The organism is Pseudomonas sp. BJP69 (assembly GCF_007633355.1).
GTDB lineage: Bacteria > Pseudomonadota > Gammaproteobacteria > Pseudomonadales > Pseudomonadaceae > Aquipseudomonas > Aquipseudomonas juntendi.
Map to the genome: position 1 here is coordinate 3,797,006 of NZ_CP041933.1, position 23,861 is coordinate 3,820,866.

The window sequence follows — 23,861 nt, forward strand, 5'->3', positions numbered from 1 at the left end:
TACAAGCACAGTGCTTTCACCCGCTGCCGGCAAACGGCTAAGCTAAGGCAATAGCTTCCAACAGTGCTGGCTCCGCCGTCACTTCCCCATGGTTCAACTGCCCGGACGTATCATGCGCAGCCGCCTGTTACAAATTGCTTCCTGCCTGCTGCTGACCGCTGCCACCAGCGCGGCACAGGCCACCGACCTCACCCTGCAGCGCCAGTACTACGACGAGGCCAAGCGCGCGCTGGCCAAAGGCGACAAAGGCCCCTACCTTCGCTATGCCCAGGCCCTGAGTGACTACCCGCTGACCCCGTACCTGGCCTACGACGAGCTCACCGCCCGCCTGAAAAGCGCCAGCAACCAGGAAATCGAGGCGTTCCTCGCCAAGCATGGCGACCTGCCCCAGGCCAACTGGATGAAACTGCGCTGGTTGCGCTGGCTGGCCGAACGCGGCGAGTGGGACACCTTCGTCAAGTACTACGACCCCAAGCTCAATTTCACCGAGCTCGATTGCCTCAACGGCCAGTACCAGCTCAGCCATGGCCTGCGTGCCGAAGGCAACGCCACCGCCGAAAAGCTGTGGAACGTGGGCAAGTCGCAACCTGCCGCGTGCGACACACTGTTCGGCATGTGGGCCGCTGAAGGCCAACTGACCGAGAGTAAGCGCTGGCAGCGCATCAAGCTGGCGGCCCAGGCGCGCAATTACAGCCTGGCCAACAGCCTGATCAATGGCCTGACCACCCTCGGCCCGCAAGGCCGGCTGCTGGTCGACGTGGCACAGAAGCCTGAGCTGCTCAACCAGCCATCGCGCTTTGCCCCGGCCAACGAGGCGATGGCCGATGTGGTCAGCCTGGGCCTGCGCCGCCTGGCGCGCCAGGACCCGGAGCGGGCCATGGCGCTGCTGGACGACTACGCCCAGCGCATGCATTTTTCCCGCGACGAAAAGGTGGCCATCGCCCGCGAAATCGGCCTGACCCTGGCCCGCCGCTACGACCCGCGTGCGCTCGACTTGATGACCCGCTACGACCCTGAGCTGCGCGATAACACCGTCAGTGAATGGCGCCTGCGCCTGCTGCTGCGCCTGGGCCGCTGGGAAGACGCCTACGAGCTGACCCGGCGCCTGCCTCAGGACCTGGCCAGCAGCAGCCGCTGGAAGTACTGGCAAGCGCGCAGCCTGGAGCTGGCACAGCCGAACAACCCGCAGATCCCGCTGCTGTACAAGACCGTGGCGCGCGAGCGTGACTTCTATGGTTTCCTCGCCGCCGACCGGGCCAAGACACCGTACCAACTGAACAACAAACCCCTGTTGCTGAGCCCGCAACTGGTGAAAAAAGTACGCAATACACCCGGCATCCAGCGGGCGCTGGAATTCCATGCCCGCGGCCAGATCGTCGAAGGCCGCCGCGAGTGGTACCACGTCAGCCGGCACTTCAACCGCGATGAAATGGTGGCCCAGGCGCGCCTGGGTTATGAATTGCGCTGGTACTTCCCGGCCATCCGCACCATCAGCCAGGCCCAGTACTGGGACGACCTGGACATCCGCTTCCCGATGGCCCACCGCGATACCCTGGTGCGCGAAGCCAATGTGCGCGGCCTGCATTCGAGCTGGGTATTCGCCATTACCCGCCAGGAAAGCGCGTTCATGGAAGACGCACGCTCCCCGGTAGGCGCCAGCGGCCTGATGCAACTGATGCCGGCTACCGCCAAGGAAACGGCCCGCAAATTCAGCATTCCGCTTGCCTCACCGGCACAAGTGCTCAACCCGGACAAGAACATCCAGCTGGGCGCCGCCTACCTGAGCCAGGTGCACAGCCAGTTCAACGGCAACCGGGTCCTGGCCTCGGCAGCCTACAATGCCGGGCCCGGGCGCGTGCGCCAGTGGCTGAGGGGCGCCAAGCACCTGAGTTTCGATGTGTGGGTGGAGTCGATCCCGTTCGACGAAACCCGCCAATACGTGCAGAACGTGCTGTCGTATTCGGTGATCTACGGGCAGAAACTGAATGCACCGCAGCCGCTGGTGGATTGGCATGAGCGGTATTTCGATGACATGTAAGGTTCGCTGAGCCCTTGCCGGCCTGTTCACGGGCAAACCTGTGAACAGGCCGGTGCCAGCACACAGCTATTCCAGGATTTCCACGCCCATCCCGACCTCAAGCCACCCGCTGCCATCCACCGCCAGGTTCTGCCCGAACAGGATATCGCCTTCCTTTTCGCGGAAGGTCCTGAGCGTGGCCATCGGTTCACGGTCTTCACTGCGCTCGCCGGTGGCGGGGTCGATAGTGGTAAAGATGCACCTCACACTCGGTTTGAGCACCCGGAATTCGAGGGTGCCAATGCGGATCCGCTTCCAGCCATCCTCGGCGAAAGGCTCGGCGCCCTGCACCACCAGGTTCGGTCGAAAACGCAGCATCTCCATGGGCCGCCCCACACGGCGGTCAAGCTCGTCCAGCGAGCCCTGACCGATCAGCAACAAGGGGAAACCATCCGGAAAAGCCGCGCGATCGCTGTTGAAGCCATAACCGTTGGGCAAATAACGGGCACGCTGCTCCGGGCAATACACCAGGCGCACAGCCTTGCCCAGCCACTCGCTCAGCCAGGCCGCCGCGCCATCGCCGGCGTCTGGCACGCGCAAGGTATCGCGCCAGATCGTCACGCCACGCAGGCCCTCATCGGCAGGTGGCACTGCCACCCTCAGCGAGGCGCGCCCAGGCGCCTGCAACAGCAGCTGGCCGCAGCCGTCATCGTGCGCCGCGATCTGGCCAAGGCGTGGCCAGGCACGTTGGGTCAGGAAGCGTCCGTTTTCTGCCTCGACCACCATCCAGCGCCGGTCACCCTGCAAGCCCAGCAGCCCCACCGGCGAAGCGCGCAGGCTCTGCGCCTGGCACGACTTCACCGGGTATCGGTACAACTCACTCAGAAACATCCCTGCCGCCTCGCGTCTTGGCAAATGCCAAGCTTATACCGGGCAGGCGTGGCGATCACGCGGTGGCCGTATCCAGCAGCAGGCGCTGCTTGACCACGTCGACCAGGCGATCGGGCTGGAACTTGGAAAGGAAGTTGTCGCAACCCACTTTCTTGACCATGGATTCATTGAAACTGCCCGACAGCGATGTGTGCAGCACCACGTAGAGTTGGCGCAGCCGCGCATCGCCACGAATCTCGGTGGTCAGGCGGTAGCCGTCCATTTCCGGCATTTCGGCGTCGGTGAACACCATCAGCAGCTTTTCACACACGTCCTCGCCGGCATCGGCCCAACCCTTGAGCATGCGCAGTGCCTTCAGGCCATCACTGGCCACATGCAGTTTCATGCCCAACTGGGACAAGGTGTCGCGCAACTGCGCCAGGGCCACACTGGAGTCGTCCACCAGCAGCACCTCGCGGCCTCGCGCCCGTGCCAGGACGGGGTCGGCCAGTTTGTCGCCGGAAACCCGGGCGTTGTAAGGCACGATTTCAGCCAGCACCTTTTCCACGTCGATGACCTCGACCAGTTGCTCATCGACCTTGGTGATGGCAGTCAGGTAATGCTGGCGCCCGGCGCTGGACGGCGGCGGCATGATCGACTCCCAGTTCATGTTGACGATGCGGTCGACCCCTCCTACCAGGAAAGCCTGCACCGAGCGGTTGTATTCGGTGACGATGATGGTGCTGTCGGGCGTGGGTTGCAGCGGGCGCATGCCAATGGCCTGGGACAGGTCGATCACCGGCAACGTCTGCCCACGCAGGTTGACCACACCGCAGACGAACGCATGACGCTGGGGCATCAGGGTGAGCTTGGGCAGTTGCAGCACTTCCTGAACCTTGAACACGTTGATCGCGAACAATTGGCGGCCCGCCAGGCGGAACATCAGGATTTCCAGGCGGTTCTCACCTACCAGTTGCGTGCGTTGGTCTACCGTGTCGAGAATGCCAGCCATTGGAAAGCCCCCAGGCTTGAGTCGAAAAAGGTGAATTGATCTACCCTGTATCGGCGGCTTCCCGCACACCTTGACCCTTGCGGGAAAATGCCGACCCGGCAATTGATATCACTTTACCATCATGCTTTACTGCCGGCACCCCGCTCGAATTCGGCAGCCCGCATCAGGGAAACCCCTAGGGGCAGTCAGGTGAAACCTGATATTCGCGATATCCTTTAGCCATTAATGTGACGCCATTCTCATTGCATGAATGGAGTCAGGCTTTTGCTAGCTATCGTTGCGGCGTGCCCGTCACCTGCGCCTACCCCACGCGCGGGGACCTGATCATGGACACTGCCTTAGCGTTCGATAACGCACTGCAGGGCTTCCTGCTGGATGCCCAGGTACTGCTGACCCAGGCCCAGGAATGCCTGCAGCATCTGGAATTGATCGACAACGATCCAGACGCCTGCCGCTGCCTGGACAGCACCTTGGCCAGCCTCGCCGGGCAGGCCACCCGCCTGGGCGCGCGCGAAGTTGCCCATTACGCCACCGCGCTTCACCAGTTGCTGGCCCCGGCCTGCTACAGCGGCTGCCTGCAGCCAGAGGCATTGCCTGCGATCGAGGCGTGCCTGACCCTGCTGGCCTGGCAACTGGAGTTGCTCGACAGCCGAACCGGGCGGTTGAACCTGGATATCGGCGAGCAACTGGTGCTGCTGGGCGAGCTGGCCAAGGTCGTGCAGCAACCCCTTGCCCCGGCTTGCGCGTCTTGCGATGAAGCAGGCAAAACGTGCGATCACCCGCATGATGTCATGCGCTCCGGCAGCCATGGCAGCCGGTCGTACCGCGCGCATTAACCTGACCAGAAGTGCAACTAACTACATGCACTCAAGCCCTGCGCTGGTCGAACTTGCAAAGTTCGCAAAGTTTCAGGAAGGCCAAGTTGAATCATTACCGCCTTAGTTGCAGCGCGGGTGCGAGCAGCGGGATCCGCGGGTGGCACTTTGCCACCCGGCACCGCCCTGCCAACAGGCGTTTCGGAGCGTCACCCAGCCGCGACCGACACCGTACGAAGTGGTAATATGCGCCCCCACAAACACTTGCAATCACAAAAAAGTTTGCACATCAGGTGCTCGACCAAACAGCGGAAGTACTGCGCCAAAGCCTCTGACCCGCATTGTGCAAGGCCTCTATCAGCAATACTTCAGTGGCTTCCCTATTTATGCTCCCACGCTTGAAATTCCACATGCGTAGCTGCTGCCGCGTTGCCCTGCTGCGCTGGCTGACGGTCGGGCTGTGTGTGGCCTCGCTGGTTACCAACCTGATGCTGTACCTGGCCAACCTGGCTATCCCGGCTGGCCTGCTGCTTTTGCAGTTGGCCGCAACGCTGGCCGCCACCCTGCAGTTGGGATTGGGGGCCAGGTCGATCAGCCTGCGGCCGGCTGAACTGGCCGAGCGCATGCTGAAGGTGCAGGAAGACGAGCGGCAACACCTGAGCCGGGAGTTGCACGACGACATTGGCCAATTGCTGACTGCCGCCAAACTGCAACTGCAGTGGCTGAAACGGCGCATGCCGGCCGAGTTGCAGGGCCACTGCGATGCGCTGCACAGCACCCTGGATGACACCCTGGGCACGGTACGCAACGTGTCGAGCCTGCTCAACCCCAGGCAATTGGCGAGTCTTGGGTTGGAAGCCAGCTTGCGCGCGCACTTGGTCCGCACGCTGGGCAGCAGCAGCGTACACTGGAGCCTGGCGTGCAACCAACGCCTGGGCGGCATTGACGATGCAGTGGCCATGGCAGTGTTCCGCATCACCCAGGAAGCAGTCACCAACATGCTGCGCCATGCCCAGGCACACAACCTGGTTGTGCGCCTGCAACGCACCCCTGCCGGGCTGGCGTTGTCGATTCACGACGATGGCCGCGGCTTCGTTCCCGCCCGGCATCCGGCCGAGGCCGGCCAGCGCGGCCTGGCCGGCATGCAGGAGCGGGTAACGGCCTTGCAGGGCAGCCTGCAGATCACCAGCCAGCCTGGCCAGGGTACACGGATAGAAGCGATGTTCCCGTGGCCACCGCGCACCCAGCAACGCGCCAGGAGTACTGTTGCCCATGACCTGTAGATTGCTGCTGGTCGACGACCACTCGCTGATCCGCGCCGGCGTACGTGCGCTGGTTTGCGACATTCCCGGCTACAGCGTGGTCGGTGAGGCCGACGATGGCAGCCAGTTGCTTGAGCAGGTGCGCGCACTGGCGCCGGACATTGTCCTGCTGGACATTTCCATGCGCTCGACCAGTGGCCTGGACGCCCTGACCCAATTGCGGGCCTGCGGCAGCAACTGCAAGGTGCTGATCCTGTCGATGCACACCGATCCGGACCTGATCATGCGTGCCCTGGAAAGCGGTGCCCACGGTTACCTGCTCAAGGACACCAGTGCCACCGAGCTGGAGCAGGCGCTGGAGGCAGTACGCCACGGCGAGCGCTACCTGAGCCCGGCCATCGCCCACACCGTCATCAACCAGGCGCTGCAGCGCAACAGGCCGGGCGCACAGGGCGGCAGCGACCGGCATAACCTCACGGCGCGCCAGCTGGAGATCCTGCGCCTGATCGTGCGCGGCAAGTCGACCCGGGAAATTGCCACTGGCCTTGGCCTGTCGATCAAGACCGTGGAAACCCACCGCTCGCAAATCATGAAGCGCCTGCAAATTCATGACGTGGCTGGCCTGGTACTGTTTGCCGTGCGCGAAAAGATCATCAGCCTGGACGACTGAGCAGCGGCGACCCGGCAGGCAGGTGCAGGCGCAACGCTGCGGGCCGGGCTTCGAAACGCAAGTTGGTAGTCTGCAAGGGCTCGCCATCGAGGTTGAGGTCCAGGCCCTGGGCGCTCTTGATCTCGACCCAGGGCAACCTGGCACGGACGAACAGGCCATCACCGGCCAGCAGGTCACGCAACGTGCCCAGCATTTCCTGTGGGGCAGGCAACACGGCGATATCGAGCAAGCCATCATCGACTACCGCATCCGGGCACAGCTCCTGCCCGCCTCCCGCCTGGCGGCCATTGCCGATACCCAGTGCCAGCAGGTCCCCTTGCCAGTGGAAATCCGGCCCTTGCAGCTCGACCGAGGCCGCCTGCAGTTCGCTGAAGCGTGTGAGGCCGGTGAACAGATAGGCCGCGGCGCCCAGGACCTTCTTCAGGTCTTCGGACGTATTGGCCGTGACCTGGCTACCGAACCCGCCGGTGGCCATGTTGAGGAACAGCTGGTCGCCGGCCTGGCCCAGGTCTATGGGCTGTGCCGCCACGTTCAACAAGGCCAGCGCAGCGGCAGGCTCCAGCGGAATGCCGGCAGCCTTGGCAAAATCGTTGGCGGTGCCCAACGGCAGCAATACCAGGCTGGCATCGGTCCCGGCCTGCCCCATGGCCTCGGCCACATCGCGCAGGGTCCCGTCGCCGCCACCGGCGACAATGTGGCTGTAACCTGCCGCCAGCGCCTCGGTCACCAGGCGCTGGGCATCGCCCGCCTCCCAGGTGACCCGCACATCCAGCACCCAGCCACTGTCGCGCATGTCGTGCACGGCATCGCGCAGTTCGTCGTTCATCGCCTGCTTGCCGTGCAGGACCAGCATTGCCTTGCGCGCTTGCATAGGCGCATCTCCCTGAGGTTGACCAACCCTATCTCGACCACGGGCACGCGTGGATCGTTGCATGCCGCATTCAAAAACAGCCAGCGGCGTGTCGCGCGTGGCAGGCGGTGTTCCCTGCAGCAGCGCCGGCTCGGCTGCTAGTGAAGATAATGGCATTTTTTCCACAGCCGACAATGCCCGGCTATGCTGAGTCGAGACACTTTTGACAGGTTTTTGACCCTACAAGCGAATGAGCACAGGCGAGTCAGCATTTTGACTGTGAAATGCCCTGGCTTGCCCGCCACGGACGCACCTCCCGGCCCTCTCCTGCAACCGGCCGACAGGTGCGTCTTGCCCTCTGCAGCCGTCAGCGAGGACCACGGTCATGCGTATTCTCTGGACACTGCCTTACCTGCCTTGGCCGACCACCAGTGGCTGCAAGACTCGCCAATACCACCTGATCCGGGCACTGGCCCAGCGCGGCCACCGCATCACCTTGTTGGTGCAATCGAAGATACCCCTCAGCGACGCCGCACGCGAGGCATTGGAACCGTACCTCGAACGGCTGATAGTCCTGCCGCGCAGGCCGCTGCATAGCCCGCTGAACCTGCTGGCATCGCCGATCATCGACTACCCCATGCGGGCAATCATCAATGGCCTTTGCGCAGCGTTGCGGCACCGCTTCGAGCAGTTGCTGGAGGAACCTTGGGACGTGATCCAGATCGAGCACAGCTATAGCTTCCAGCCGTTCGAGAAGGCCCTGCAGGCCCGCGGCCTGCCCTTCATGCTCAGCGAACACAACCTGGAGTCGGTTACCGGCAGCGCCTGCCATGACCGCCTGCCGTTATGGCTACGCCCGCTCAATGCCTTCGACCGCTGGCGCTACCGGCGCTGGGAACAGCGCGTGCTGGGCCAGCCCACCGAGCTGGTAGCCGTCAGCGCTCACGACGCCGAGCTGATCGGGCAGATCAGCAGGCGCCCGGTGAATGTGGTGGTCAATGGCGTGGAATGTGATTTCTACCAGCAGGTGCAACCGGCGCTGCACAGCCAGCGCCTGCTGTTTGTCGGCAATTTTGAATACGGCGCCAACCTGGAAGCCATCGAGTGGGCGCTGGAAGACATCATGCCGCAGGTGTGGCTGAGCAACCCGGCCGTGCGCCTGGCGATTGCCGGGCATGCGATGCCGGCCAGCTGGAAGCTGCACTGGAATGACCCGCGGATCGAATGGCTCGGCTATCGCCCCGATCTGCGTGAACTGCAAAGCCGCTCAGCCCTGTTTTTCGCGCCGCTGCGCTATGCCGGTGGCTCGAAGGTGAAAATCCTTGAAGCAATGGCTGCCGGCTTGCCGGTCATCAGTACCGGCAAGGGCGTTTCCGGCCTGGCGGTGAACAACGGCGAGCATTACCTGGGCAGCGATGACAGTGATCAACTGGCCCTGCTGATCACCCAGTTGCTCAACCAGCCCTGGCGCATGAGCCAGTTGAGCGCGGCCGGGCGCCAGTTCGCCCGCCAGCGCCACGACTGGAGCGTGGCAGCTCAACAACTGGAAACCGTGCACATGCGCCTGACCCAGGCAGCACCGGTGCCAGGGCCGCTGGCCGATGCCTGGCTGGGGCGTTCAGCTAAGTAGTTCGCTGAAGGGAATAAATGGCACGCTGTCACCCGTTTTCGGCGTGCTGCCTTCGCGCACCTCCACCAGCCCGTCGGCCCAGGCTGCGCTGCGCAGCACACCCGAACTCTGGTTCTTGTAGATGCGCACCTGGCCGTCCTTGATGCGCGCACGCAAGTATTCACGGCGGCTACCGGGTTTGGGCCAGTCAAACCCCGCCGGCATGTCGAAGCGCAGCGGCATGACATTGCCCACCCCTTGGCGCCGCAGCAGGTAGGGCCGGGTCAGCAGGCCAAAGGTGACCAGGGTCGAGGCCGGATTACCCGGCAGGCCGATCACCGGCACGCCCTGGTAATGGCCGAAGGTCAGCGGCTTGCCCGGCTTGATCGCCAGCTTCCACAGCGCCAACTCGCCCGCTTCGCGCAGTGCGGCCCCCAGGTAATCGGCCTCGCCCACCGACACGCCGCCAGTGGACAGGATCAGGTCGACGTGGCCCAGCCCGGCCAGGCAGGCGCGGGTCTGCGCCAGGTCATCCGGCAGGATGCCGGCATCGACCACCTCGCACCCCAGGCGCTGCAACCAACTGACCAGTAGCCGACGATTGCTGTTGTAGATTTGGCCGGGCCCCAACGGCAGCCCGGGCTCGACCAGTTCGTCGCCGGTGGACAGCACCGCCACTTTGACTTTGCGTACCACCTGGAGCCGGGCGTGGCCCAGGGTCGCCGCCAGACCCAGTTCGATCGGCCCCAGGCGCGTGCCGGCGTTCATCACCTGCTCGCCCTTGCGGGTTTCCTGGCCCTGCGGGCGAATGTTCTGCCCGGCGTGCAGCGCCTCGACGAAACGTACCTGGCCATCCTCCAGCACCTGGGTATTTTCCTGCATCTCGACGCAATCGGCACCTGCCGGCACCGGGGCGCCGGTAAAGATCCGGGCACAGGTGCCCGGCTGCAGAGGCTGTGGCGCATGGCCGGCGAAGATGCGCTGGCTGACGGGCAACGGCTGGCCCTGCCAGTCGGCCAGGCGCAGGGCGTAGCCGTCCATGGCACTGTTCGGCCAGGGCGGCAGGTCGAGCGAGGCCACCAGGTCGGTCGCCAGTACCCTGCCCTCCGCCTCGGCCAGGGGCAGGTTTTCAGTCTCCTGAATCGGTGCCGCCTCAGCCAATGCCAGCAATTGTTCCAGGGCTTGCTCTACCGGCATCAGCGGCCGTGGCTGACTGACCTCAGCCACGGCTGTCACAGGCCATTGCCTGCTTCAGGTGCGGGACAAAGTTGCACGGCCGATGGCGGGCGTCGAGTTGCTCGGCAAGAATGCCGTCCCAACCGGTGCGCACGGCATTGGTCGAGCCCGGCAGGCAGCACACCAGGGTGCCATTGGCCAGGCCGGCCAAGGCCCGCGACTGCACCGTGGAGGTACCGATATCCGGCACGGAGATCTGCCGGAACAACTCGCCAAAGCCATCGACCTGCTTGTCCAGCAGACAGGCCACCGCCTCCGGCGTGCTGTCGCGGCCGGTAAAGCCAGTGCCGCCGGTAATCAGCACCACCTGCACGCGCTCGTCGGCGATCCAGGTGGCAACCTGTGCGCGGATCTTGTACAGGTCGTCCTTGAGCAATACCCGCTCTGCCAGGTGATGGCCGGCCTCGCTCAACCGGTCGACGAACATCTGGCCAGAGGTATCGGTGTCGGGCGTGCGGGTGTCGCTAACGGTGAGCACCGCGATATTCAGCGGCACAAAGGGAGTATCTGCCTTGGCTTTCATGGGGGTCCGTCACAACAGGATAGGTTGGCCGCAGTTATATCACAGCGCACTTTTACCGGGTTGCGCCCAACAAACTTGCCCTGGATCAACCGCGCAGATTTATCGCTATGATGCACTTGCAGTGAACTTGCACTAAAGTCCTGCGTCATAAATGTCATCTAGCACCATCGCACTTGGAGAACCACGATGATCAAACGGACCCTACCCGCCTTCCTGCTCGCTTTGGGCCTGGGCACCCTTGCCGGCTGCTCCACCCCAACCGTCATCACCCTGAACGATGGCCGAGAAATCCAGGCGACGGATAAACCGTCCTACGACGAAGACTCCGGCTTCTACGAATTCGAGCAGCTGGACGGCAAGCGCACCCGCCTGAACAAGGACCAGATCCGCACCGTGAAAGAGCTGTAACCGCGGCGCGTTTTCAGCAAAGCCCCTTTGCACAGCAGGGGCTTGCGAGCAAAAACACGATGCAGTAGGATTTTGTTCATCGGAGTGTAGCGCAGCCAGGTAGCGCGTCTCGTTCGGGACGAGAAGGCCGCAGGTTCGAATCCTGTCTCTCCGACCAGATCCTCCAGAAGCCCGCTGATGCGGGCTTTTTTGTGCCTGGAAACTGCCACCAACGGTAGCGTTGAAAGCCGATAGCCACCCCTGCACTGCCCCCGTCACCCCTGTGTCAGGCACTGGTGAACTGCAAGGCCGCCAGCCTGGCATACAGCGGGCTTTGCTCGATTAATTGGCGATGAGTGCCCACCGCCACCAAGCGCCCCTGGTCGATGACCGCGATGCGCTCGGCGTGCTGGACCGTGGCCAGCCGATGGGCGATGACCAGCGTGGTACGCCCGGCCATCAGGCGGGGCAGTGCTTCCTGGATCAGGTGTTCGCTTTGCGCGTCGAGGGCGCTGGTGGCTTCGTCCAGCAACAGGATCGGCGCGTCCACCAGTAGCGCCCGGGCAATGGCCAGGCGCTGGCGCTGGCCGCCGGAAAGCCCGATGCCACCCTCCCCCAGCGGTGTCTGGTAACCCTGAGGTAACTGCCGAATAAACTCATCGGCATGGGCGCCGCGGGCTGCGGCTTCGACCTCGGCCTGGCTCGCCTCGGGGCGGCCATAGCGGATATTGGCTTCCACCGTGCCACGGAACAGCGAAGGGTTCTGTGCAACCAGGGCAAACTGCCGTCGCAGCTGGTCAGGGTCGAATTCTGTCAGCGGCTGGCCGTCGAGCAGGATGCGCCCTTGCTGGGGGTCGTAAAACCGCAGCAACAGATCGAACAAGGTCGACTTGCCGGCCCCTGATGGGCCGACCAGGGCCACGGTCTGGCCAGGCTCGATGACCAGGCTCAGGCCAGCTACCGCTGCCACGGTGGGCCGTGACGGGTAGGCGAACACCAGTTCCTGCAACTCGATATGCCCGCGGGCCCTCTGCCCCGGTAGGCCCGAGGCGGCACAGCCCGGCAGGATTGCGCTGCGTGCGGCCAGCAGTTCGGCGATGCGCTCGCCAGCACCGGCGGCGCGCTGCAGTTCGCCGATCACTTCACTGAGGGTGCCGAAGGCGCTGCCGACGATCAGGCTGTAGAACACGAAGGCGGCCAGTTCGCCGGCGGATATGCGCCCGGCGATCACATCCATGCCGCCCACCCACAGCATCACCCCAACCGCCCCCAGCACCAAGACGATCACCAGAGTGATCAGCCAGGCCCGCTGGGCAATGCGCTTGCGCGCCACGGTGAATGCCGCCTCGACCGTGTCGGCAAAAAGTGCGCGGTCATGTGCCTGATGGTTGTAGGCCTGCACAGTCTTGATCTGCCCCAGCGTCTCGGCCACGTAGCTGCCTACATCGGCGACCCGGTCCTGACTCTGCCGCGACAGCCTGCGTACGCGGCGACCAAACAGCAGGATGGGCGCCAACACCAGCGGCAGGGTCACCACCACGATGCTGGTGAGCTTGGGGTTGGTAATGAACAGCAGCACCACACCGCCCAGCACCATCAATGCGTTGCGCAGGAACATCGACAGCGACGAACCGATGACCGATTGCAGCAGCGTGGTGTCTGCTGTCAGCCGCGACTGGATCTCGGCGCTGCGGTTATCCTCGAAAAAGCCGGGGTGCAGGCCGATCAGGTGGTTGAACACCACCCGCCGCATGTCGGCCACGCAGCGCTCGCCAATCCAGGACACCAGGTAGAAACGGCTGAACGTTCCCACCGCCAGGGCCAGTACCAGCAGCAGGAACAGCCCGATGGTCTGGTTGAGCTGGTGCGCGGAACGGGTCATGAAACCCTGGTCGACCAGCAGCCGGATGCCTTGGCCCATCGACAAGGTGATGCCCGCAGTGACCACCAGTGCCAGCAAGGCCAGCAGAACCTGCCGGCGATAGGGGCGAACGAACTGCCAGGCCAGGCGTAATGCCCGGCGTGGTTGCGGGGAAACCGATTCGGACATGGCGACGATCACTATGGCTGGCGAAGGCCCAGACTACCACTCATCAGGGCTGGGGAACGCGGGCAGGTAGCTATAGCCTATCGATCTAACCAGGGTATGGAGCTTTGCCAGCGTTTCTGTTGGACTGGTATTGCCGTGACGAGCCTGTCGTCACAGGCCAGTCACGGTGCAGGACTACCCTGAGTGTTCACCTGATGAGGAGACCATGCATGAGCTTGCAACCTACCAGCGACAACCAGCAGCCCCGGCCGAACCAGCAACCCCAGGTATGCGGTTCGATCATTGATGCCCAGGGGCGCGAAGTACCGATCACCGAGCAGATGATCCAGCAGGCTTGCAAGGCCCTGGAACAGAGCCGGGTCGAGCGCGTACGCAAAGGTTGAGCGGCGAATTTCTTGCAACCCGGCGCCCGCGCCGGGTTTTTATTTGCCTGAGTTCTGCACTGGCCCTATGCGGCCAGGCCCGGCTGAGCACACTCCCCCGGGAGAGTGGCCGTGCAGCGGCCGGCAGGCCGTCAGACCAATACGCCACCCAGCGCACTGACCAGTTGCGCCAACTGCGGCGCCTCGCCACGCAGGCGCACCGCCAGCCCCTCGATTTCGCGTCGCGCTGGGTACTGCTTGCGCAACTGGTCGAACGCGGCACGCTGTTGTTGCGGGTCGTCGCTCAGGCTGCGGCGGAAGTCGGCATCGTCACGGCGCGGGTCGTACACGGCGCGGCACAGGGTGGCCAGGGCCCAGGCCGGGTCGGCGCTGGCATCCAGCTCGATTTGCGCCAGCGGCGGGCGCGGCAGCAGGTCGGCCAGTTGCACCTGCTCATCCACCCCGAGGAAGCGGCACAGGGCCTGGTAGATCTGCGCGGTGCCACGCTGGCGGCCGTCGAGGCTGTAACCGGCAATATGCGGTGACGCCAGGGTACACAGGTCGGCCAGTTGCAGGTCGACTTGCGGCTCGCCTTCCCATACGTCCAGCACGGCATGGATGTCGTCGCGCTGCAGCAGCAGCTCGCGCAGGGCGGCGTTGTCCACCACCGGCCCACGGCTGGCGTTGACCAGCCAGGCACCCGGGCGCAATTGTGCCAATTGCGCCTGGCCCAGCAAGTGCCAGGTGGGGTAGCCGCCGCTACGCTGCAACGGGGTATGCAGGCTGATCACATCACACTGCTGGACAATGGTTTCCAGGCTGACGTAGTCACCGCCTTCAGCGGCCTGGCGCAGCGGGTCGCACACCAGCACCTTCCAGCCCAGCCCGCGCAGCACACGTACCAGCCGCCCCCCGACCTCACCTGCACCGACCACGCCGTACACCCGTTCGGGCAGCGCAACGCCATCCAGTTCGGCCAGGGTCAGCAGGCTGCCCAGCACGTAATCGACCACGCCGCGGGCATTGCAGCCTGGCGCGCTGCTCCAGCGAATGCCGGCTTCGGCAAAATAGTCCAGGTCGAGGTGATCGGTACCGATGGTGCAGGTACCGACGAAGCGTACCCGGCTGCCTTCGAGCAATGTGCGGTCAACCTTGGTCACCGAGCGTACCAGCAGGATATCGGCGTCCTTGACGCTGGCGGCATCGAGGCTTCGGCCGGGGTAGCGGCGAATTTCCCCGAAGCCTTGGAAGAAGGCATCGAGCAGCGGGATGTTTTCGTCGGCAACTATCAGCATGGCGCTCTCCTGTCTGGGGAGCGCAGTGTAGGCGCATCGCCGGGTGGGTTGCACAGGGTTTCAGTCGGCTTTTTTGCGAATCCAGTAAAGGAAGGTGCCGGCGTCTTCCTGCTGCTGCACGAGTTCGTGGCCGAGGAAGTTGCAGAACTTGGGAATGTCGCGGCGGGTGGACGGGTCGGTGGCGATGACCTTGAGCAGGCCGCCGGCGGCCAGGTTGCGTACGTGCTGGTGCAGCATCATCACCGGCTCCGGGCAGTTCAGGCCGGTGGCATCGAGGATGGCGTCGGGGGTGAAATCGGTCATGGGGGGCTCCGAAAATGATCGCTATTGTCGCGCATCACGCGGCGGGGTCCAAGCGCGGCTTTGCAGGCCATACGTCCGGACGGGCGTTGCCAAGGCCCTTTGCGCCCCTACGGCGGGTCAGAGGCTTCGCGCCGCCTACCAACCCCCCCGCAAGGCTTCTGATCTGGCTGTTGATCTTGATCTTGATCTTGATCTTCGCGACTTCAGGAGGCCGAGCGGAGGGCATACGGAGGGAGGTGACGGGCATGGATGCCCGTCAAGCGCTGAGGCCCCAGGGATGGGGCCTGCAGCGCGTACTCCCGGGAGCATGCCCGTAGCGAGGGAACCCCGGAGCGCAGCGCAGGGGCCGGATGACGGGAGCGCAGCGTTTTTTGGTTACTTTTTGTCGCGTTTGACAAAAAGTGACTCGCCGTAAGGGCGAAAAGGTGACTACGCGTCGCTATCGCAGCTGGAGTTATCACGCCACCAAAAACCAGCGCCCAGGATTTCAAGCTCTGCAAAGGTGTGGGCGTTTACACCGCATAGGTATTCGTTCGCGTAGGCGGCGCCGAGTCACCTTTCCGCCCTTACGGCGGGTTACTTTGGTCTTGGCCAAAGTAACCAAAGCCGCCCGCTCCCGTCATCCGGCCCCTCCGCTTCGCTCCGGGGTCCCCTCGCTACGGGCATGCTCCCGGGAGTACGCGCTGCAGGCCCCGTCCCTGGGGCCTCAGCGCTTGACGGGCATCCATGCCCGTCACCTCCCTCCGCATGCCCTTCGCTCAGCCTCCTGAAGTCGCAATCTGCAGCGCCTGTGCTACCGCGCGTTTAGAAGCAAAAGCAAAAAGCAGAAGCAACAGCAGCGCTTTCTTGGGTTTCGCACCATCCAAGCCCCCCCGCACAGCTTTTGATCTGGCTGTTGATCTTGATCTTGATCTTGATCTTGATCTTCGCGACTTCAGGAGGCCGAGCGAAGGGCATGCGGAGGGAGGTGACGGGCATGGATGCCCGTCAAGCGCTGAGGCCCCAGGGATGGGGCCTGCAGCGCGTACTCCCGGGAGCATGCCCGTAGCGAGGGAACCCCGGAGCGCAGCGCAGGGGCCGGATGACGGGAGCGCAGCGTTTTTTGGTTACTTTTTGTCGCGTCTGACAAAAAGTGACTCGCCGTAAGGGCGAAAAGGTGACTATGCGTCGCTATCGCAGCTGGAGTTATCGCGCCACCAAAAACCAGCACCCAGGATTTCAAGCTCTGCAACAACGTGGGCGTTTACACCGCATAGGTATTCGTTCGCGTAGGCGGCGCCGAGTCACCTTTCCGCCCTTACGGCGGGTTACTTTGGTCTTGGCCAAAGTAACCCGCCGTAAGGGCGAAAAGGTGACTATGCGTCGCTATCGCAGCTGGAGTTTTCGCGCTATCAAAACCAGCGCCCAGGATTTCAAGCTCTGCAAAAATGTGGGCGTCGAAACCGCATAGGTATTCGTTCCCATCGGCCCCACCCTCAAGCACCAAGCACCGATTCAACGAGGTTTCAGATCAAGCCGCCGCAAATGGCATGTCACTTCCTCACGGTCGTGATACAGCTGCTTGCACGCGATCGAAACCCGTACCTTACGTGCCTTGAACGTCGCCTCCATGCGCTCGAGCAGCCGCCGTACCTCGGCATAACGCTGCTTCATCGGCAACTTCAGGTTGACCACCGCCTCCCGGCATAGCCCCTCACCCAACCAGGTTTCGATCAGCGAAGTCGTCCGCGCCGGCTTCTCGACGATATCGCAAACCATCCAGTCCACCGGTTGCCTGGGTTGCCAGGTAAAACCATCGGCCATCAGGTGCTGGACCAGGCCGGTATCCATCAGGCTCTCGGCCATCGGCCCATTATCGATAGCCGTCACCAACATGCCACGACGCACCAGCTGGTAAGTCCACCCTCCCGGCGAAGCCCCAAGGTCGACGCCGGTCATATCATCGCCCAAGCGCTGCTCCCACTGCTCACGCGGGATGAAATGGTGCCAGGCCTCTTCCAGCTTGAGGGTCGAACGGCTGGGCGCCTCGCGGGGGAACTTGAGACGCGGGATACCCATGGGCCACAACGCGCTGTTGTTGGCCGCAGCGATACCCGCAAATACCCGCCGGCCACTGATGAAGGTCAGCAGCAAGCGTGGGCGGCTGGCGTCGTCAACCAGGCGCCCGGCCTTTTCCAGGGCCTTGCGCAAAGGCACTTCGAACTTGCGGCAGAACGTCGATAACGCCTTGCCCTCGTTGCTGTCCAGCACTTCCAGCCACAGGCTGCCGAACACCGGAAAACCAGCCAACTGCGCCAGCAGCACACTGATACGGTCACTTTCCGGCAGCTCGACAAACGCACCCCGGGCCCATTGCCGCGGGAAGATCAGCTGATTGAAACGCAGCTCCCCCATCAACCGCTCGGCACCGCCCTCCTCGCTACAGACAAACTCGGCGCTGGCACTTTGCGGCTTGCCTTTGGCATAGCCCGCGACACCCAGGCGGGCGGCATGTTCGCTGATCTCGGCGCACACCTCACCCTCGAAACCGGGCCGGCAATGCATGAACAGGGTATTCATCTCTCACTCCACTACGGCGGGCGCGTCACAGGCGCCGGCAGGGCGGCGATGATAAAGGAAGTTCGGAACCTGCGACACGCCCCGCCGGTCCAGAAAAGGGTCAGGTGGCCTAAACCGGTCTAACCTGACCTTTCAGCCAGGTCCGTGCCGTGCGGGCCGATACATAACGGTGCTACCGGCAAACCGCAATTCAATGCCGGGCACCGGCGCAGAAGGAGTTGGCAATGCCCTCGCTCGATAGCCTGAACACCCTCAAGCCGCTCAAGGTCGGCGACCAGACCTACCACTATTTCAGCCTCACCGAAGCCGCCCGCCAGCTGGGTGACCTGCAACGCCTGCCCATGTCCCTGAAGGTGCTGCTGGAAAACCTGCTGCGCTGGGAAGACGGCAAAACCGTGACCGGCGACGACTTGCGCGCCCTCGCCCAATGGCTGGGCGAGCGGCGCTCCGACCGCGAAATCCAGTACCGCCCCGCACGCGTACTGATGCAAGACTTCACCGGCGTACCGGCAGTGGTCGACCTGGCCGCCATGCGCGCCGCCATGGCCAAGGCCGGCGGCGACCCACAACGCATCAACCCGCTGTCACCGGTCGACCTGGTGATCGACCACTCGGTGATGGTCGACCGCTACGGCACAACGCAAGCCTTCAGCGAGAACGTGGAAATCGAAATGCAGCGCAACGGCGAGCGCTATGCCTTCCTGCGCTGGGGCCAGAACGCCTTCGACAACTTCAGCGTGGTACCGCCGGGCACCGGCATCTGCCACCAGGTCAACCTGGAATACCTGGGCCGCACGGTATGGACCCGTGAAGCCGATGGCCGCACCTATGCCTTCCCCGACACCTTGGTCGGCACCGACTCGCACACCACCATGATCAACGGCCTGGGCGTGCTCGGCTGGGGGGTCGGCGGTATCGAGGCCGAGGCGGCCATGCTCGGCCAGCCCGTATCGATGCTGATCCCGGAAGTGATCGGCTTCAAGCTGACCGGCAAGCTGCGCGAGGGCATCACTGCGACCGACCTGGTGCTGACCGTGACCCAGATGCTGCGCAAGAAAGGCGTGGTCGGCAAGTTCGTCGAGTTCTATGGCGACGGCCTGGCCGAGCTGCCGCTTGCCGACCGCGCCACCCTCGCCAACATGGCCCCGGAGTACGGCGCTACATGCGGGTTTTTCCCGGTCGATGACGTCACCCTGGACTACCTGCGCCTGTCTGGGCGGCCAGAAGCGACCGTGCAACTGGTCGAGCAGTACTGCAAAACCCAAGGCATGTGGCGCTTGCCCGGCCACGAGCCGCTGTTCAGCGACACCCTGGCGCTGGACATGCACGACGTCGAAGCCAGCCTGGCCGGGCCCAAGCGGCCGCAGGACCGGGTCGCACTGGGCCAGGTCAGCCAGGCCTTCGACCACTTCATCGAACTGCAACCCAAGCCGCTGGCCAAGGAAGTCGGCCGCCTGGAAAGTGAAGGGGGTGGCGGCGTGGCCGTTGGCAATGCCGACCAGGCCGGTGAGATCGACTACAGCCACCAAGGCCAGACCCACACCCTGCGCGATGGCGCCGTGGTGATCGCCGCCATCACCTCGTGCACCAATACCTCCAACCCCAGCGTGATGATGGCTGCCGGGCTGGTAGCCAAGAAAGCCCTGGAAAAAGGCCTGCAACGCAAACCCTGGGTGAAAAGCTCGCTGGCACCGGGCTCCAAGGTGGTCACCGACTACTTCCAGGCCGCCGGGCTCACGCCTTACCTCGACGAACTGGGCTTCGATCTGGTTGGCTATGGCTGCACCACCTGCATCGGCAACTCCGGCCCGCTGGATGAAGCCATCGAGAAAGCCATTGCCAGCGCGGACCTCACCGTGGCCTCGGTGCTGTCGGGCAACCGTAATTTCGAAGGGCGCGTGCACCCGCTGGTCAAGACCAACTGGCTGGCTTCGCCGCCCCTGGTCGTGGCCTATGCGCTCGCTGGCAGTGTGCGCGTGGACCTGACGCGTGACCCGCTGGGTACGGGCAAGGACGGCCAACCGGTGTACCTGCGCGATATCTGGCCCAGCCAGCAGGAGATCGCGGCGGCCGTGGCCAAGGTCGACACGGCCATGTTCCACAAGCAATATGCCGAAGTGTTCGCCGGCGATGCCCAGTGGCAGGCCATCGAGGTACCCCAGGCCGCTACCTACGTGTGGCAGGCAGACTCCACCTATATTCAGCACCCTCCCTTCTTCGACGACATCGGCGGGCCGCCACCGGCCATCACCGACATCCGCGGCGCCCGCGTGCTGGCGCTGTTGGGCGACTCGGTGACCACCGACCACATTTCCCCTGCCGGCAACATCAAGGCCGACAGCCCAGCGGGGCGTTACCTGCGCGAAAAAGGTGTGGAGCCACGCGACTTCAACTCCTATGGTTCGCGGCGCGGCAACCATGAAGTGATGATGCGCGGTACGTTCGCCAATATCCGAATCCGCAACGAAATGCTGGCGGGCGAGGAAGGCGGCAACACCTTGCACGTGCCCTCGGGTGAAAAACTGTCGATCTATGACGCGGCCATGCGCTACCAGCAGGAAGGAACCCCGCTGGTGGTGATTGCCGGGCAGGAATACGGCACCGGCTCCAGCCGCGACTGGGCGGCCAAGGGCACCAACCTGCTGGGCGTGAAGGCAGTGCTGGCGGAAAGCTTCGAGCGTATCCACCGCTCCAACTTGGTGGGCATGGGCGTGCTGCCGCTGCAGTTCACGGCCGGGCATGACCGCAAGGCGCTGGGGCTGACCGGCAAGGAGCAGATCGACGTGCTGGGGCTGGACGGCGCACCGATTCACCCCGGCATGCCGCTACAGGTGCGCATCACCCGCGAGGATGGCCAGCAGGAACAGATCGAGGTGCTGTGCCGAATCGATACCGTCAACGAGGTGGAGTACTTCAAGGCAGGCGGGATTCTGCATTATGTGCTGCGCCAGCTGATTGCGGGTTGAGGGCGCAGCCGCACTGGAAAACCTGCGACACCTGCCAATCGAGCGCCGCCCACACGGCGTTCGATTGCTCAGGCACCCTTGCACCAAAATCGAACACCTTTTGTCACGCATGTTAAATAATCTCTCAATAATCCCGGTGGCTTGCCGATACCCATCCAAAGCCCTGCGGACTATCACCCCATGCGTAACAACCAGCCGATTACCCAGAGAGAACGGACTTTCCCTGCCCAGCAGCGGTTGATCTCCACCACCAACGCCAAGGGCGTGATTACCTACTGCAATGATGCCTTCATCGACATCAGTGGGTTCACCCGCGAAGAACTGACCGGTGCGCCGCACAATCTGGTGCGCCACCCCGACGTGCCGCCTGCGGTGTTTGCCCATATGTGGCAAACCCTCAAGCAAGGCCAGCCGTGGATGGGTATCGTCAAGAACCGCTGCAAGTCGGGCGATCACTACTGGGTCAACGCCTACGTCACACCGATTTTCGACAACAACCAGGTGGTCGGCTTCGAGTCTGTGCGGGTCAAACCCACCGCCGAGCAGATCCGCCGCGCCGAGGCGCTGTACCAGCGCATCAACCAGGGCAAGCCGCCGGTACCGCGCCGTGACAAGTGGCTGCCGGTGCTGCAGGACTGGTTGCCGTTCATCCTGATCAGCCAGGCGGGCTTCCTGATTGGCAACTGGCTGGGCCATTCCTGGGGCTTCGCGTTGGCCGCCGCGCTTTCCGTACCGCTTGGGCTGATCGGCCTGAGCTGGCAGCAACGAGGCCTCAAGCGCTTGCTGCGGCTGGCTGAACAGACCACCTCCGACCCGCTGATCGCGCAGATGTACACCGACAGCCGTGGCGTGCAGGCCCGCCTGGAAATGGCCATGCTCAGCCAGGATGCGCGCATGAAAACCTGCCTGACCCGCTTGCAGGACAGCGCCGAGCACCTCAGCGACCAGGCGCGGCAGTCCGACGCCCTGGCGCACAAGAGCTCTTCGGGGCTGGAACGCCAGCGGGTCGAAACCGAACAGGTCGCCGCCGCCGTCAACCAGATGGCTGCGACCACCCAGGAAGTTGCCAACCACGTGCAACGCACAGCCGATGCCACCCAGGAAGCCAACCGCCTGACCAGCCAGGGCCGGCAGATTGCCGGGGAAACCCGCGAGGCCATCGAACGCCTGTCGACAGCAGTGGGCGAAACCGGCCAGACCGTCACGCAACTGGCCAAGGACAGCGACGAAATTGGCGGTGTCGTCGATGTGATCAAGGGCATTGCCGACCAGACCAACCTGCTGGCATTGAATGCCGCCATCGAGGCGGCGCGGGCTGGGGAAATGGGCCGTGGCTTTGCTGTAGTGGCCGACGAAGTGCGCCAGCTGGCTCAACGCACCGCCGAGTCCACCGGGCAGATCCACAGCCTGATCGCCAAGCTGCAGCAAACCGCCAGCACCGCCGTACTGACCATGGAAACCGGCCACCGTCAGGCGCAGGAAGGCGTTGATCGTGTGATGCAGGCTGACGAAGCGCTGGTCGGCATCAGCGAAGCGGTCGCCAACATCACCGACATGGCGACCCAGATTGCCGCCGCGACCGAAGAGCAGACCGCCGTGGCCGATGAGATCAGCCGTAACATCAGCACCATCGCCGAACTGGCCGACCAGACCGCCGAGCAGGCACAGCACTCGGCGCTGTTGAGCGAAGAGCTGACCACTACGGCCGGGAGCCAGTACTCACTTGTGGAGCGCTTCAACCGCTGACCGCAGACCTGCGCGCCGCGAGGGGTTGCACAGCAGCCCCTGGCTGGCAACGCATGCCCAGGCAGGGTTACCAGTCCAGGCTCAAGCGGCTCTCGAAATAGCGCTCTTCGCCGCTCAACGGGTCGGTGAAACGCAGGCTCTGCGCCAGCAGTTTCAATGGCCGCTGGTAATCGTCTGCGGTGTCGAGCAACTGCGGATAGAACGGGTCATTGCTGATGCCCGCGCCCAACGCAGCCATGTGCACCCGCAACTGGTGGGTCTTGCCGGTGACCGGCGACAACCCGTACCGCCACAGCGCTCCACGCTTCTCCAGCACCTCGGCCAGGGTTTCACTGTTGGCCTCGCCCTCTACCTCATGCATGCGGAAAAAGGGCTCGCCATGCACCAGGCGGCTTTTGTGCACCAACGGAAACGCATGTTGCGGCAAAGCGGCCGCGATGGCCTGGTAGCGCTTGTCGATACGTCGCTCGGGGAACAGCCGCTGATAAGCGCTACGCGTATGCGGGTTGGCAGAGAACAGCACGAGCCCGGCGGTATGCCGATCGATGCGATGCAACGGCACCAGGTGAGGGTTATCCAGCCTGCGGATCAGGCGGCGCAGCAAGGTGTGCTCAACGTACTCGCCAGTCGGTGTCACCGGCAGGAAATGCGGCTTGTCCGCCACCACCAGGTGCTCGTCCACGTGCAGCACGTGCTCCTGCACCGGGATCGGTCGCTCGTTCGGCACTTCGCGAAAATAGTGCAAGCGCATGCCCGGTTTGTAAGGCAGTTCGGCAGCCACTGCCTGCCCCTGGGCGTCCAGCACCCGCCCCCTGGCAAAGCGGTCGAGCCACTGGGCACGGTCGATGGCCTTGAAATGGTCACACAGGCAATCGAGCACCGTTGCCCAGTGACCGGGTGGCAGGCACACGGTGCTGGCTTGCTGGCGGGCGGGGTCGAAAGGCGTGGACATGGCAGGGCTCGGAACAGAAACGGCCGCGCATTATCACCCAACCCCGCCCCATCAACCAGCCTGGGCCAGCGCCTCGCTGCGTTCCTTCAACCAGCGCAGCACCTGCACAGGCTCCCAGCGGCCAGGGTCGTAAAGTGCGTAGAGCGCCCCTTGGTACCCGACCACATCGAGCCCACGGTGGTAGCCGGCCCGCTGGAACAAGGCTTCGATCTCGGCAAAGCAGGTATTGAAGTGCACCTTGCCGAAGGGGGTGCGGTCATCGGTCACCAGGCCCTCGAGGCGCAGTTCCAGAACGGCGTCGGCCACCCGCTCCACAGGCATGCGGTTGACGCTGTACTTGAGTTGCTCGACGTTGAGCATGGCTTTACCTCGATACT

The 23,861-nt window shown here is 63.9% G+C and carries 21 protein-coding genes and 1 tRNA gene; 10 read left to right on the forward strand and 12 right to left on the reverse strand.

What is annotated here, in order from left to right:
- Positions 1–112: 112 nt before the first annotated feature.
- On the forward strand, positions 113–2,038 hold the full coding sequence (locus tag FPB55_RS17725; RefSeq protein ID WP_054904161.1) for a transglycosylase SLT domain-containing protein: 1,926 nt from the start codon (positions 113–115) through the stop codon (positions 2,036–2,038).
- 66 nt (positions 2,039–2,104) lie between these two features.
- Here the strand turns inward: FPB55_RS17725 and FPB55_RS17730 are convergent, their stop codons facing one another.
- On the reverse strand, positions 2,105–2,908 hold the full coding sequence (locus tag FPB55_RS17730; RefSeq protein WP_144188938.1) for an MOSC domain-containing protein: 804 nt from the start codon (positions 2,906–2,908) through the stop codon (positions 2,105–2,107).
- 55 nt (positions 2,909–2,963) lie between these two features.
- Positions 2,964–3,899: a chemotaxis protein CheV gene (locus FPB55_RS17735; RefSeq protein WP_110679570.1), complete on the reverse strand. Its 936-nt coding sequence runs from the start codon at positions 3,897–3,899 to the stop codon at positions 2,964–2,966.
- Between the two features lie 326 nt (positions 3,900–4,225).
- Between FPB55_RS17735 and FPB55_RS17740 the strand changes: the two genes are divergently transcribed.
- From FPB55_RS17740 to FPB55_RS17750, 3 genes are all read left to right on the forward strand, one after another.
- Positions 4,226–4,735 (forward strand): hypothetical protein, encoded by a 510-nt coding sequence (locus FPB55_RS17740; RefSeq protein WP_009686268.1) that lies wholly within the window; start codon positions 4,226–4,228, stop codon positions 4,733–4,735.
- Positions 4,736–5,100: 365 nt separating this feature from the next.
- Complete coding sequence (locus FPB55_RS17745) at positions 5,101–5,997, forward strand: histidine kinase (RefSeq protein ID WP_115294477.1); 897 nt, start codon at positions 5,101–5,103, stop codon at positions 5,995–5,997.
- Entirely contained in the window at positions 5,987–6,646 is a 660-nt protein-coding gene (locus tag FPB55_RS17750; protein WP_009686266.1) for a response regulator transcription factor, read from the forward strand. Before FPB55_RS17745 ends, FPB55_RS17750 begins: the two co-directional genes overlap by 11 nt.
- On the opposite strand, the gene yegS is transcribed toward FPB55_RS17750, so the two are convergent.
- Entirely contained in the window at positions 6,630–7,517 is an 888-nt protein-coding gene (gene yegS / locus FPB55_RS17755; protein ID WP_009686265.1) for a lipid kinase YegS, read from the reverse strand. The genes FPB55_RS17750 and yegS overlap by 17 nt on opposite strands.
- A gap of 364 nt (positions 7,518–7,881) precedes the next feature.
- Here yegS and FPB55_RS17760 point away from each other — a divergent pair, with 364 nt between their 5' ends.
- Positions 7,882–9,126, forward strand: coding sequence for a glycosyltransferase family 4 protein (locus tag FPB55_RS17760; RefSeq protein WP_115294478.1), 1,245 nt, complete (start codon positions 7,882–7,884; stop codon positions 9,124–9,126).
- Here the strand turns inward: FPB55_RS17760 and glp are convergent.
- A complete protein-coding gene (glp, locus tag FPB55_RS17765) occupies positions 9,115–10,341 on the reverse strand; it encodes a gephyrin-like molybdotransferase Glp (protein ID WP_115294479.1) in 1,227 nt (408 codons plus the stop codon). The two genes, FPB55_RS17760 and glp, sit on opposite strands and share 12 nt — an antisense overlap.
- On the reverse strand, positions 10,325–10,864 hold the full coding sequence (gene moaB / locus FPB55_RS17770) for a molybdenum cofactor biosynthesis protein B (protein WP_009686260.1): 540 nt from the start codon (positions 10,862–10,864) through the stop codon (positions 10,325–10,327). Before moaB ends, glp begins: the two co-directional genes overlap by 17 nt.
- A 186-nt stretch (positions 10,865–11,050) precedes the next feature.
- On the opposite strand from moaB, the gene FPB55_RS17775 reads away from it, so the two are divergent.
- The gene (locus FPB55_RS17775) at positions 11,051–11,272 is read left to right on the forward strand and encodes a YgdI/YgdR family lipoprotein (protein WP_009686259.1); all 222 of its coding nucleotides are present in this window, start codon (positions 11,051–11,053) and stop codon (positions 11,270–11,272) included.
- An 80-nt stretch (positions 11,273–11,352) separates the two neighbouring features.
- A tRNA-Pro gene (locus FPB55_RS17780) sits at positions 11,353–11,429 on the forward strand.
- 108 nt (positions 11,430–11,537) lie between these two features.
- Here the strand turns inward: FPB55_RS17780 and FPB55_RS17785 are convergent.
- Positions 11,538–13,301 (reverse strand): ABC transporter transmembrane domain-containing protein, encoded by a 1,764-nt coding sequence (locus tag FPB55_RS17785; protein WP_144188940.1) that lies wholly within the window; start codon positions 13,299–13,301, stop codon positions 11,538–11,540.
- Between the two features lie 209 nt (positions 13,302–13,510).
- Here FPB55_RS17785 and FPB55_RS26405 point away from each other — a divergent pair, with 209 nt between their 5' ends.
- Positions 13,511–13,684 (forward strand): PA1571 family protein, encoded by a 174-nt coding sequence (locus FPB55_RS26405; RefSeq protein ID WP_009686257.1) that lies wholly within the window; start codon positions 13,511–13,513, stop codon positions 13,682–13,684.
- Between the two features lie 131 nt (positions 13,685–13,815).
- Here FPB55_RS26405 and pdxB read toward each other — a convergent pair whose 3' ends face one another.
- The 4 genes from pdxB to rlmM all read right to left on the reverse strand — a co-directional run bounded on the left by pdxB (position 13,816) and on the right by rlmM (position 17,820).
- Entirely contained in the window at positions 13,816–14,958 is a 1,143-nt protein-coding gene (gene pdxB, locus FPB55_RS17790) for a 4-phosphoerythronate dehydrogenase PdxB (protein ID WP_029887248.1), read from the reverse strand.
- A gap of 60 nt (positions 14,959–15,018) precedes the next feature.
- On the reverse strand, positions 15,019–15,261 hold the full coding sequence (gene tusA / locus FPB55_RS17795) for a sulfurtransferase TusA (RefSeq protein ID WP_009686255.1): 243 nt from the start codon (positions 15,259–15,261) through the stop codon (positions 15,019–15,021).
- 804 nt (positions 15,262–16,065) lie between these two features.
- Positions 16,066–16,239: a hypothetical protein gene (locus FPB55_RS26410; RefSeq protein WP_165944157.1), complete on the reverse strand. Its 174-nt coding sequence runs from the start codon at positions 16,237–16,239 to the stop codon at positions 16,066–16,068.
- Positions 16,240–16,755: 516 nt separating this feature from the next.
- Positions 16,756–17,820 (reverse strand): 23S rRNA (cytidine(2498)-2'-O)-methyltransferase RlmM, encoded by a 1,065-nt coding sequence (gene rlmM / locus FPB55_RS17805; RefSeq protein WP_125855042.1) that lies wholly within the window; start codon positions 17,818–17,820, stop codon positions 16,756–16,758.
- A gap of 224 nt (positions 17,821–18,044) precedes the next feature.
- Here rlmM and acnA point away from each other — a divergent pair, with 224 nt between their 5' ends.
- Positions 18,045–20,786, forward strand: a complete 2,742-nt coding sequence (gene acnA, locus FPB55_RS17810; protein WP_009683993.1) for an aconitate hydratase AcnA — start codon at positions 18,045–18,047, stop codon at positions 20,784–20,786.
- Positions 20,787–20,966: 180 nt separating this feature from the next.
- The gene (locus FPB55_RS17815) at positions 20,967–22,532 is read left to right on the forward strand and encodes a PAS domain-containing methyl-accepting chemotaxis protein (RefSeq protein ID WP_047149678.1); all 1,566 of its coding nucleotides are present in this window, start codon (positions 20,967–20,969) and stop codon (positions 22,530–22,532) included.
- 67 nt (positions 22,533–22,599) lie between these two features.
- On the opposite strand, the gene FPB55_RS17820 is transcribed toward FPB55_RS17815, so the two are convergent.
- Both FPB55_RS17820 and FPB55_RS17825 read right to left on the reverse strand, forming a co-directional pair.
- Positions 22,600–23,484, reverse strand: a complete 885-nt coding sequence (locus FPB55_RS17820) for a pseudouridine synthase (RefSeq protein ID WP_029886186.1) — start codon at positions 23,482–23,484, stop codon at positions 22,600–22,602.
- A 51-nt stretch (positions 23,485–23,535) separates the two neighbouring features.
- On the reverse strand, positions 23,536–23,844 hold the full coding sequence (locus FPB55_RS17825) for a hypothetical protein (RefSeq protein WP_009683997.1): 309 nt from the start codon (positions 23,842–23,844) through the stop codon (positions 23,536–23,538).
- Positions 23,845–23,861 lie beyond the last annotated feature (17 nt).